We start from the raw sequence: 11,762 nt of genomic DNA, 5'->3' as shown, positions 1-11,762 counted from the left end.
AAGCCGAACACGGCAACACCGGACGCGGGGTGACGGGCGATGCGTGGTGACGACGAGCTGATGCACCGCATCGGCAACCTGCTGCTCGACGCGGCGCCGCCGGACTTCCGCCGCATCGACGTGCTGGTCCACGAGACGGTCGCCGTGCAGGACCTGGTGCTGACCGTCCACCTCCGCGACGGCAGCACCCCGGCGGTCCTGCCGCCGGACGGGCTGACCGCCGCGTTCACCGAGCTGCGCGGAGCCGTGGCGACACCCGAGCGGGGCACCTGGTTCTCGGTGCGCTGCGTCATCGACGCGCCGTCCCGCATCGAGCTGACCTATGTCCTCGACCACGAGCCGCCCTGGCAGCTGCCGGTGCCGCCGGACGCCTACGCCAAGGATCTCGCGGCGTTCCCGCGCGACGACCGGCACATCCCGGCCTGGCTGCGCGAGCGGCTCGGCGGCGAGCCGGCGCCCGGCGGGCGCGACCGTCCGCGTCGGACGCTGACCGCCGAGGAGGAGCACCGGGCCCTCGGCTCGGCGACGACACTGCTGCTGCAGCACCTGCCCGCCGACTGGGCCGAGCTGACGGTCGACCTGGCCTGCACCGGCCACCACGCCGAGCACCGGGCCGGCCTCACGACCATCTTCGGCGGCACCCCCGACTGGCGGCCACCCGCCGGGTTCCTGCGGATGCTGCACGAGCTGCGCGCCGGCATGCACGCACCGGGCCGCGGCACCTGGCACAGCATGCGGTTCCACCTCGCCCACCCGAACGTCTCCACGGCGACCTTCAACCGTGAGGCGATGCCCGCCTGGACGACGCCGCCGACGGACCGCGACTACGCCGACGAGCTGGCGCTGTTCCCGCGCGAGCCGTCGGCGGTCCCGCACTGGTTCCCGGCCGGCCGGAGCGCCGCCTGACCCCGGCGGGCGGCGACCGTCGGTTGATCAGGTGGCCGTCCACTGTGACCGCCCTAGTACCATCGCCGGGCATGTGGCGGCCCGGCGAGACCATCCTTGAGCTGTATGAGGTGCTCGACGTCATCCGAACCGGCGGGATGGGCCTGGTGTACCGGGTGCGGCACCACGGCTGGGGTGTCGACCTCGCGGTGAAGACCCCGCGCTCCGACCTGGTCGCCTCGGCCTCCGGCCGCGAGCTGTTCCAGGCCGAGGCCGAGTCGTGGGTGTCGCTCGGCCTGCACCCGAACATCGTCAGCTGCGCGTACGTGCGCCGGGTCGACCGGACCCCGGCCGTGTTCGCCGAGTGGGTCGACGGCGGCAGCCTCGCCGACGCGGTGCGGACCGGCCGGCTGTACGAGGGCGGCCCGGACCGCGCGCTGCGGCGCATCCTCGACGTCGCTGTGCAGTTCGCCTGGGGCCTGGAGCACGCGCACCGGCACGACATGGTCCACCAGGACGTCAAGCCGGCCAACGTCATGCTCACCACCGACGGGAGCGCGAAGGTCACCGACTTCGGCCTGGCGAAGGCGCGGGTGCTCGCGGGGGAGCCGGCGGAGGCGCCGGCGGGCGCGAGCGTGCTCGTCACGTACGGCGGCATGACCCCGGCGTACTGCTCACCGGAGCAGGCGTCGGGCGGGCGGGTGCAGCTGTCCCGGGCGACCGACGTGTGGTCGTGGGCGCTGAGCGTGCTGGAGATGTTCGTCGGCGGGATGCCGACGCCCTACGGCGCGGCGGGGGCCGACGTGCTCGAGGCGTTCCTGGGCGACCCGGCACCGGCCGGGCCGCCCGGCGCCGTGCCGCCGCCCATGCCGGACGACCTGGTGCCGGTGCTGCGGCAGTGCTTCCTGCCCGATCCGGCCGCCCGCCCGCGGATGGCCGAACTGGCGGAGCGGCTGGCGGCCGTCCACGCCGCGGCGCTCGACGAGCCCTACCCCCGCGCCGCGCCGTCACCGGCGACGCTGCGGGCCGACGGCCTGTCGAACCGGGCCCTGTCGATGCTCGACCTCGGCTATCCGGACCAGGCCGAAACGCTGTGGGAACAGGCGTTGCGGGTCGACCCGCACCACCCGCACACGGTCCACAACCGCGGCCTGCACCGCTGGCGCACCGGCCGGCAGACCGACGCCCACCTGCTGGCCGAACTCACCGAGGTCGGCGCCGACCGGTCCGTCGCGGCCGTCGACCGGGAGCGCGGCGATCCGGTCGCGTCGATCGTCCTCCGCGGCCACCAGCGCTGGGTCGGCTCGGTCGCCCTGACCCCCGACGGACGGCTCGCGGCGACCGGCGGCGAGGAGAACACCTCACCGACCCCCGCCGGCAGCGAGGGTGGTGCCGTCCGCGTGTGGGACGTCGCCTCGGGCCGCTGCCTGCACCGGCTCGACGGGCATCCGCGCAGGTCGACCGCGCTTGCGTTCAGCGGCGACGGGCGGCTGCTCGCCTCGGGCGGCGACGACCGCACGGTCCTGATCTGGGAGACCGCCACCGGGCAGTGCAGGCACCGGCTGGCGCACCCGAGCGAGATCCGGTCCCTCGCCCTCACCGGCGACGGCGGCCTGCTCGTCGCCGACACCCTCGGCGGCTCCGTCCTCGTCTGGGACACCGCCGGCGGCCGGCTGGTGCACACCCTCCAGCAGGAGCAGCGGGGGCCGTCGGATCGGGGCGGCGTCACCTTCAGCGCCGACGGCCGGCACGTCATCAAGTGGTCGCAGTCGATGTACCGGATGCGGGTCTGGGACACCGCCACCGGTGGTCTCGTGCGGTCCGGGCCGTTGCCCGACCGGCCGGCGGTCCTGCTCACCCCCTCCGTGGCCGTCGTCGTCGACGGCGAGCGGGTCGAGCACGTCGACCCGGTGACCGGCCGGCCGGTGCGGCACCGGCCGAAACCGCCGGACTGGGCCGGTCCGGCGGCGGTCGATACCACCGGCCGGTGGGGCCTGGCCAAGGCCGGGGACACCGTCGAGGTGTGGGACCTGACCGCCGGCCGCTGCCTGCGGACCCTGCCCGGACACGACGGCTGGGTGCAGGCGGTCGCACTCGACGCCGCCGGCCGGATCGGGCTGTCGGGCGGGGCGGACGGCGCCGCCCGGTTGTGGCGGCTGACCCCGCCGGGCCCGCCGGCGCCGTGGAGCTATGCCCGGCCGCGCGCCGCCACCGAGCTGAACCGGGCCGCGGACCTCGTCGGCGCCGCCCTCGACCGCGCCGACCGCTCGGCCGCCGCCGGTGACCTGGAGCGGGCCGCGACCGAACTGCGCACCGCCCGGGCCGTCCCGGGCCACGAGCGCGACCGCCGTATCGTCGACCGGTGGGCGGCACTGGGCCGCTCGGGGCGCAGGACCGGGCTGCTGGGCGCATGGCCGGTGCGGCAACTGCCGGGCAGCGGCCGGACGCAGCTCAGCCCGGACGGGCGGCTCGCGGCGCTGCGCTCCGGGAACAGCATGCCCCCGCAGATCTGGGACCTGAGCACCGGCGAGCGGCTGCACACCCTCACCGGGCACGGCGACGCCACCACCGACCTCGCCTTCACGCCCGATTCGCGGTACGCGGTGACCGGCGGCCACGACCACACCGTGCGGATCTGGGACCTCGTGACCGGGCAGTGCCGGCACGTGCTCACCGGGCACCGCGGCCAGGTGTCCGCGGTCGCCGTCGGTGCCGACGGACGCTTCGCGGTCTCTGGCGGCGGGGACGGCACCGTCCGGCTGTGGGACGTCGCCCACGGCCGGCAGGTCCGGGTGCTGCATCCGCACGAGGGGTGGGTGCTCGCGGTCGAGCTCACCGGCACCGGCCGCGAGGCCCTCGCGCTGCTGTCCACCGGTGGCGTGTGCGTCCTCGACACCACCACCGGGCAGTGCGTGCGCGCCATGCCGGGCAAGGCGAACGGCCGGGAGTCGGTGGCGGTCTCGCTCGACGGGCGTACCGGCCTAGCACCGAGCCTCGAAGGCAGCGCGCTCTGGCAGATCGACCTCACCACCGGTGAGCTCGGGGGTCTCATGTACGGCCACACGGCGCAGATCACCGCCGTCGCGGTCGACGCCGGCGGGCGGACCGCACACTCAGGGTCGGCGGACCGCACCATCCGGGTCTGGGACCTCGTGACCGGGCAGTGCCGGCACGTGCTCACCGGGCACACCGGGGTGGTGACGTCCCTGGCGCCCACCGCCGACGGCCGGTTCACCCTGTCCGCCGCCGACGACGGCACGGTCCGCGTCTGGGACCTGCACGCCGGGCGGTGCCTCCAGGTATTGCAAGGCCCGGCCGGTGACGGCATCGCCGTCGAGCTGAGCGCCGACGGGCGCACCGCCCTGGCGAGCAGCCGCACCGACGAGACCCGGGTGTGGGAACTCGACTGGGACTACGCCTTCCAGCCGCACGACGGCTGGGACGAGGCCGCCCGGCCGTGGCTCGTGACGTACGGCGCCGACGAGGACCTGCTCCTCGCCCGGCTCCGCGACGCCGGCCTCGGCGGGGCCGGCCGCACCGCGGTGCGGGCAGCGGCGGCGGCCGTGACGCCTGCCGGGCCCGCCCGCACCTCCATCGACCATCCCGCCGGCCCGGCGTGGTCGCGGCTGGTCGGACGACTGCAGCGGAAAGGCAAACAGCAATGATCCTCTCTTGCTCCGGATGGGGCTGCACCCGGCTCATCTCCGTCTCCTCCGTGCCCGGCGGGAGCCCGGTCGCCCGCAACGACCCGGAGCACTACGCGATCGAGTTCCAGATCTGTCCCGACTGCCACAAGACGTACTGCGACCGCTGCCTGCCCAAGGGTGGCCTGTTCTCCGCGGCCCGCTGCAAGAGCTGCGGCGCCAAGGTCGTCGACGGCGGCCGGCGTGCGGCGGTGGTCGGCCGGCCCAAGGCGGCCGTCGTCGAGCTCCACGACCGCGGCTACGACCTGGCGGTCGAGGGCAAGCTCGACCAGGCCCTGGCCGCGTTCGACGAGGCCGTCCGGCAGCGGCCCGGCTACGTCACGGCCCACTTCGACCGGGCCCTCGCCTTGAACCTTCTCGGCCGCCCGGCCGAGGCGATCGCCGGTTTCGAGCGGGCGATCCAGCTCGACCCGGGGTACGTCCAGGCGATGTACGACATCGGCGGCATCCACCGCGCGCAGAACGACATGGCCAAGGCCGTCGAGGCGTACGACCGGGCGCTCGCCGTCCAGCCCCGCTATGTCAGCGCGCTCGTGAACAAGGCGGTCACGCTCAGCGACATGGGGCGGATGGAGGAGGCGGTACGGTCGGCCGACGAGGCGATCCGGGTCATCGACGCCGGTAACACGCCCGACGACGTGCCGAACGCCCGCGCCTACGCGTTCGGCGCGAAGGGTGCGGCCCTGCTGAAGCTCGGCCGCTACCAGGACGCGCTGGCGGCGATCGACGTGGCCATCAACGACGGCCCCGACGACTACGACAACTACCGCAACCGCGCGAAGGCGCTGGAGCAGCTCGGCCGCGTCGAGGAGGCGCGCCAGGCGGCGCAGATCGCCGAAGGCCTGCGCGGCGGGCGCTGAGGGCGATCACCGGGCGGCGGATCGGTACGGCCGTTGAACGGGCCGGACGGGAAGACCCGGCCACGAGTGACGCGACGCCGTTGACGGCCGGCAGCGGGTGACGCGCGGGAGGGGCGGGCCGCCCCTCCCGCGCGTGCGCCTCCTGCTCTCGGTGTGCCGGGTCGCGGACCCGGTCGTGCCCGCGGCGGCCATCCAGGTCGACCTGTCCGCTCACCGGTCCTGCTCCGGATGAGCGGTCGCCGTCCACCCCAGCGCCAGTAGCGCCAGGGCGTACGCCGGGCCGATCACCAGACCGAGCACCGACGTGAAGAGGTCCGTGTCCGCGGCGTTGACCGGTGGGTCACCCGCTGCCGTCGTCCACAGTTCGGCGAGCGGTGCCGTCACGAACGCGGCGACCACCGCGCCGATGGCGAGCAGCGGATACGCCGTCAGGCTCACCACTGCCGCCCGCGCCGGAGCGGCCGCCCCGCCGATGACGGCGACCGCGGCGAGGAGCAGTCCGCCGAACAGCAGCAGTATCGGCAGCCGTGCGTCAGGTGCCATCAGGCGCAGCACCGTGATGCACCCGGCCGCGACCGTCACCGCTGCGGCGACGGCCAGCAGGCGCTGCCGCATGAGGCGGCCGTCCGGCGCGGCGGACCATGCGCAGCCGAGAGCGGCGAGCACCAGCAGGGCGCCGACCGCCACCGACAGCGGCGTCAACGCCGCCTCGGTGTCGGTGGGCGACTCCGTGGCCGCCGCCACCGGTGCCGTCGCCGCGGCCACACACGCCGCGACGAGCAACGGCGTCCGGCCCGAGGTGGCCGGGGGCCGGCGGGCGACCACCGCGACCGCGGCGAACGCGGCCACGGCGAGGCCCGCCGCCGTGGCCGTGCCGACCGCGGCGGCGACGCCTTGCACGTCCAGGCGGTCGAGGACCATGTCCGTCCCGAACCAGGTCGCCGCCGCGCCGAAGACGACCTGCCAGCGCCGGCCGCGGAGGGCAAGCAGCAGGCCGGCCAGTGCGGCGACGACCGCCATGATGCGCAGGTCCCGCGCCCAGTAGCTGTTGTTCGAGGCGAACGCGTCGGGCGACGACTCGGCCGGATCGACGAGCGTCAGGTTGATCGACCACAGGGCGGCGCCCGCCCAGGCGATCAGCAGCCCCCATGCCGTGCGCATCAGCACACTGTAGGCGGGCCGGACCGCTCAGCGCTGACCCGCCGGCGTAGGAAAACCGTCAAGAAACGCGCCGTGGGCGTAGGGATTTCGTCAAGGCGTATGGGCAGTCGATACGGCCCGACTTTGACTGGCACCGGACCGGATGGAAGGTCCTTCGCCGAGTGTCGAGGCGGGTGCTCGATGGACAGGGCATCGTGGCTGGGCTGGCTGGGGGCGCTCACGCGCAGGGTGCTCCGGCGCCGGAGGCACGTGGTCCGGCTGCGGACGTGGCTCCACGGCGACGGACTCGCGTCGATATCCCCGAACAAGGAGGCAAGTCGCAGTGGCTGATGTGGTGTTCGTGCTGCTGACGATCGCGGCGTTCGCGATCCTCGGCCTGGCGGTGCGGGCGGTGGAGCGGCTGTGAGCGCCGAGAACCTCGTCGGCCTGATCCTGGCGGTCGCCTTGACCGCCTTCCTGGTCGCTGCGCTGCTCTTTCCGGAGTGGTTCTGATGAGCCCCACCACCGCGGGCGTCGTCTTCATCGTCTCGCTGGTCCTGGCCCTGGTGGTGGTGTATCGGCCGTTCGGTGACTACATGTTCAAGGCGATCACCTCGTCGCGCCATCTCGGGGTCGAGCGTGTGTTCTTCCGTGCGGTCGGTGTCAATCCCGGTGGTGAGCAGTCCTGGGGTGTCTACGCCCGCAGTGTGCTGGCCTTCTCGGCGATCTCGATCCTGTTTCTGTACCTGTTCCAGCGCGTTCAGCAGCACCTGTGGCTGTCGCTGGGGATGCGGCCCGTCGCGCCGGACCAGGCCTGGAACACTGCGGTCAGTTTCGTGACGAACACGAACTGGCAGTCGTACTCGGGTGAGTCGACGATGGGTCATCTGGTGCAGATGGCGGGTCTGGCGGTGCAGAACTTCGCCTCCGCCGCTGTCGGTATCTCCGTCGCGGTCGCGCTGGTGCGGGGTTTCGCCCGGTCGAAGACGGATCGGCTCGGGAACTTCTGGGTCGACCTGGTGCGGGTCTGTGTGCGGATCCTGCTGCCCGTCGCCGTCGTCGGCGCGGTCCTGCTCATCGCCGGCGGTGCGGTGCAGAACCTCAGCAGTGGTACCGATGTGGTGACTCTGGGTGGGGGGTCGCAGGCCATCACCGGCGGGCCGGTGGCCAGTCAGGAGGTTATCAAGGAGTTGGGTACGAACGGTGGTGGGTTCTACAACGCCAACAGTGCGCATCCGTTCGAGAACCCGACGAGCTGGACGAACTGGATCGAGTTGTTCCTGATCCTGTTCATCCCGTTCACGCTGCCTCGTGTGTTCGGGCGGATGGTGGGCGACAAGCGGCAGGGTCTGGCGATCGCCGGCATCATGGCGATCATCGCGGTCGCCAGTGTTGTCGCGATCAACGCCCTGCAGGTGAACCCGGGTGGCACGGTCCCGGCTGCGGTCGGCGCCGCCACCGAGGGCACGGAGGCCCGGTTCGGGGTGTCCCAGTCGGCGACGTTCGGGGCGGTCACCACGTTGACGTCGACGGGTGCGGTGAACTCGTTCCACGACTCGTACACGGCGTTGGGCGGCATGATCACGATGTTGAACATGATGCTGGGTGAGGTGGCTCCGGGTGGTGTGGGTTCGGGGTTGTACGGCATGTTGATCCTCGCCGTCATCACGGTTTTTGTCGCGGGGCTCATGGTGGGTCGTACGCCGGAGTATCTGGGTAAGAAGATCGGTTCGCGGGAGATCAAGTTCGCGTCGCTCTACCTGCTCACGACCCCCGCGCTGGTCCTGGTCGGCACCGCGGTCGCGATGGGCTCGGCCACCGCGCGCTCGTCGATGCTCAACACCGGCGCGCACGGCCTCTCCGAGGTGCTCTACGCGTTCACCTCGGCGTCGAACAACAACGGCTCCGCCTTCGCGGGCCTCAGTGCCGACACGCCCTTCTACAACATCGCCCTCGGGCTGTGCATGCTGTTCGGCCGGTTCCTGCCGATCATCTTCGTGCTCGGCCTGGCCGGGTCGCTCGCCCGGCAGCAGCCGGTGCCCGAGTCCACCGGAACGTTGAAGACCTACCAGCCGCTGTTCGTCGGCATGGTCGTCGGCGTCACGATCATCGTGGTCGCGCTGACCTACCTGCCCGCGCTGGCGCTCGGCCCGCTCGCGGAAGGCATCCAATGACCACCCCAACCCTGTCCCGGCAACACCTGCCTCAAGGAACCCCGATGACCACCCTGACGCCGCGCAGGGTCGCCGGCGGTCTGCTCGACCCGGCCCAGTTGTGGAAGTCGCTGCCCGACGCGTTGCGCAAGCTCAACCCGGCCACGCTGTGGCGTAACCCGGTGATGTTCATCGTTGAGGTCGGTTCGGTGTTCACGACCGTCCTCGCCGTTGTCCATCCGAGTGTGTTCGCGTGGGCGATCACGGTGTGGCTGTGGCTGACGGTGCTGTTCGCCAATCTTGCCGAGGCTGTTGCCGAGGGTCGGGGTAAGGCGCAGGCGGACACGTTGCGCCGGGCGAAGCAGGACACTGTGGCCCGGCGGTTGGTCGGCGGTGTCGAGGAGCCGGTGCCGGCGCCGGAGTTGCGGCGGGGTGATGTGGTGGTGGTGGAGGCTGGGCAGGTCATTCCGGGTGACGGTGATGTGATCGAGGGTATCGCGTCGGTTGATGAGTCGGCCATCACCGGTGAGTCGGCGCCGGTGATCCGGGAGTCCGGTGGTGACCGGTCGGCGGTGACCGGTGGGACGAAGGTGTTGTCGGACCGGATTGTCGTGCGGATCACGCAGCGGCCGGGGGAGAGTTTCATCGATCGGATGATCGCGTTGGTTGAGGGTGCGAATCGGCAGAAGACGCCGAACGAGATCGCGTTGAACATCCTGCTCGCTTCGCTCACCATCGTTTTTCTGCTTGCCGTGGCGACTCTGCAGCCTCTCGCGATTTTCTCGAAGGGGGTGCGGGCGTTCGCCCCGGATTCTGCGGCGCTGAATGCCGACGGGGTGGCCGGGATTGTGCTGGTGTCGCTGTTGGTCTGTCTGATTCCGACGACGATCGGGGCGTTGCTGTCGGCGATCGGTATCGCTGGTATGGATCGGTTGGTGCAGCGCAACGTGCTTGCCATGTCCGGTCGGGCGGTCGAGGCGGCCGGTGATGTGAACACGCTGCTGCTGGACAAGACCGGCACCATCACCCTCGGCAACCGGCAGGCGGGCGAGTTCGTGCCCGTCGAGGGTGTCACCACCGAGGACCTGGCGAACGCCGCCCAACTGTCCAGTCTCGCCGACGAGACGCCGGAGGGTCGCAGCATCGTCGTGTACGCGAAGGAGCACCACGGCTTGCGGGAGCGCACCACCGGCGAGCTGACGCACGCCACCTGGGTGCCGTTCACCGCGCAGACCCGCATGTCCGGCGTCGACCTGGAAGGCGACCGGAAGGTCCGCAAGGGCGCCGCGACCGCGGTGATGAAATGGGTCCGCGAGAACGGTGGCCGCCCCACCGAGGAGGTCGGCTCCATCGTGGACGCCATCTCCAGCTCCGGTGGCACGCCGCTGGTCGTGGCCGAGCACGTCGACGGCCAGCCGGCCCGCACCCTGGGCGTCATCCATCTCAAGGACGTGGTGAAGCAGGGCATGCGGGAACGCTTCGACGAGATGCGCCGCATGGGCATCCGCACCGTCATGATCACCGGTGACAACGCGCTGACCGCTCGGGCGATCGCGGAGGAGGCCGGGGTCGACGACTTTCTGGCCGAGGCGGCGCCCGAGGACAAGATGGCGCTGATCAAGAAGGAGCAGCAGGGCGGCAAGCTCGTCGCGATGACCGGTGACGGTACCAACGACGCCCCGGCGCTGGCCCAGGCCGATGTCGGGGTCGCGATGAACACCGGCACCTCGGCGGCGAAGGAGGCCGGCAACATGGTCGACCTCGACTCCGACCCGACGAAACTCATCGAGATCGTCGAGATCGGCAAGCAGTTGCTCATCACCCGCGGCGCGTTGACCACGTTCTCCATCGCCAACGACATCGCCAAGTACTTCGCGATCATCCCGGCGATGTTCGCCGCGATCTACCCCGGTCTCGACAAGCTCAACATCATGCGCCTGGCCTCACCCGAATCGGCGATCCTCTCCGCGGTCATCTTCAACGCCGTCATCATCGTCGCGCTCATCCCGCTCGCCCTGCGCGGTGTGCGGTACCGGCCCGGCAGCGCCGCCGCCATGCTGCGCCGCAACCTGCTCGTCTACGGCCTCGGCGGCATCATCGTCCCCTTCATCGGCATCAAGCTCATCGACCTCCTCATCCACTGCATTCCGGGAATCTGACATGCGACTCCCAGCCTGGCTCGCCCAGCACCTCGCGGCCCTGCGCGCGGTCGTCGTCCTCACCGTCGTGCTCGGCCTGGCCTATCCCTTGTTCATGGTCGCCGTCGCCCGGATCCCGGGCCTGGCCGGCAAGGCCGACGGCTCGCTCGTCGAGAAGAACGGCTCGACGGTCGGCAGCAGCCTGGTCGGCCAGTCGTTCACCGACGCCGACGGCAATCCCTTGAAGCGGTACTTCCAGTCGCGCCCGTCGGCAGCCGGCGACGGCTACGACCCGACCGCCACCTCGGCGAGCAACCTCGGCCCGGAGAGCGTCGTGGACTCCCCCGGCAGGGCGAGCCTGCTCACCCTGGTCTGCTCGCGCAGCAAGGCGATCGGCGAACTCGAAGGCGTCGACGGCAGGCGGCCGTACTGCACACCGGACGGCGTCGGCGCGGTCCTCGCCGTGTTCCACCGCGACGGCTCCACCGGCCCGGTCACCCGCGCCGTGAGCCTCAACGAGGCATGCCCCGCGACCCCGTTCGTCACCAACTGGCAGGGTGCCACCGTCGAGTGCGCCAAGCCCGGCGAGGACTACAGCAAGGGCGTCACCACCCCCGTCCTCGGCAACGCCCCGGACAAGCCGGCCGTCCCGGCCGACGCGGTGACCGCCAGCGGCAGCGGCCTCGACCCGCACATCAGCGTCGCCTACGCGAAACTGCAGATCCCACGGGTCGCCGCCACACGGGGCATGTCGGCCGACGCGGTGCGCCGGCTCGTCGACGAACACACCACCGGCCGCGCCCTCGGATTCATGGGCGAGCCGGCGGTCAACGTCCTCGAGCTCAACCTGGCCCTCGACCGGGTCGCGTAAGGAGGCGCGAG

The 11,762-nt window shown here is 71.9% G+C and carries 8 protein-coding genes; 7 read left to right on the top strand and 1 reads right to left on the bottom strand.

What is annotated here, in order from left to right:
- Nucleotides 1-39 precede the first annotated feature (39 nt).
- The 3 genes from Dfulv_RS27470 (at nt 40) to Dfulv_RS27460 (ending at nt 5,449) form a co-directional block, all read left to right on the top strand.
- Nucleotides 40-906 (top strand): hypothetical protein, encoded by an 867-nt coding sequence (locus Dfulv_RS27470; RefSeq protein WP_259856343.1) that lies wholly within the window; start codon nt 40-42, stop codon nt 904-906.
- Between the two features lie 71 nt (nt 907-977).
- Nucleotides 978-4,550 carry a protein kinase domain-containing protein gene (locus Dfulv_RS27465; protein ID WP_259856342.1) on the top strand — a complete coding sequence of 1,191 codons (3,573 nt, stop codon included), beginning with the start codon at nt 978-980 and terminating at the stop codon, nt 4,548-4,550.
- Nucleotides 4,547-5,449 carry a tetratricopeptide repeat protein gene (locus Dfulv_RS27460; RefSeq protein WP_259856341.1) on the top strand — a complete coding sequence of 301 codons (903 nt, stop codon included), beginning with the start codon at nt 4,547-4,549 and terminating at the stop codon, nt 5,447-5,449. The genes Dfulv_RS27465 and Dfulv_RS27460 overlap by 4 nt, the downstream gene beginning before the upstream one ends.
- Before the next feature lie 210 nt (nt 5,450-5,659).
- On the opposite strand, the gene Dfulv_RS27455 is transcribed toward Dfulv_RS27460, so the two are convergent.
- The gene (locus Dfulv_RS27455; protein WP_259856340.1) at nt 5,660-6,610 is read right to left on the bottom strand and encodes a hypothetical protein; all 951 of its coding nucleotides are present in this window, start codon (nt 6,608-6,610) and stop codon (nt 5,660-5,662) included.
- A gap of 402 nt (nt 6,611-7,012) precedes the next feature.
- Between Dfulv_RS27455 and kdpF the strand changes: the two genes are divergently transcribed.
- The 4 genes from kdpF to Dfulv_RS27435 are packed head-to-tail and all read left to right on the top strand — an operon-like array spanning nt 7,013 to nt 11,751.
- The gene (gene kdpF, locus Dfulv_RS27450; RefSeq protein WP_259856339.1) at nt 7,013-7,102 is read left to right on the top strand and encodes a K(+)-transporting ATPase subunit F; all 90 of its coding nucleotides are present in this window, start codon (nt 7,013-7,015) and stop codon (nt 7,100-7,102) included.
- A complete protein-coding gene (kdpA, locus tag Dfulv_RS27445; protein ID WP_259856337.1) occupies nt 7,102-8,763 on the top strand; it encodes a potassium-transporting ATPase subunit KdpA in 1,662 nt (553 codons plus the stop codon). Before kdpF ends, kdpA begins: the two co-directional genes overlap by 1 nt.
- A gap of 44 nt (nt 8,764-8,807) precedes the next feature.
- Complete coding sequence (gene kdpB, locus Dfulv_RS27440) at nt 8,808-10,901, top strand: potassium-transporting ATPase subunit KdpB (RefSeq protein WP_259856335.1); 2,094 nt, start codon at nt 8,808-8,810, stop codon at nt 10,899-10,901.
- A gap of 1 nt (nt 10,902) precedes the next feature.
- Nucleotides 10,903-11,751 carry a potassium-transporting ATPase subunit C gene (locus Dfulv_RS27435; protein ID WP_259856333.1) on the top strand — a complete coding sequence of 283 codons (849 nt, stop codon included), beginning with the start codon at nt 10,903-10,905 and terminating at the stop codon, nt 11,749-11,751.
- Nucleotides 11,752-11,762: the final 11 nt, after the last annotated feature.

It is taken from the genome of Dactylosporangium fulvum, assembly GCF_025137375.1.
Taxonomy (GTDB): Bacteria; Actinomycetota; Actinomycetes; order Mycobacteriales; family Micromonosporaceae; genus Dactylosporangium; species Dactylosporangium fulvum.
This window is presented reverse-complemented; position numbering and strand designations above follow the sequence as displayed.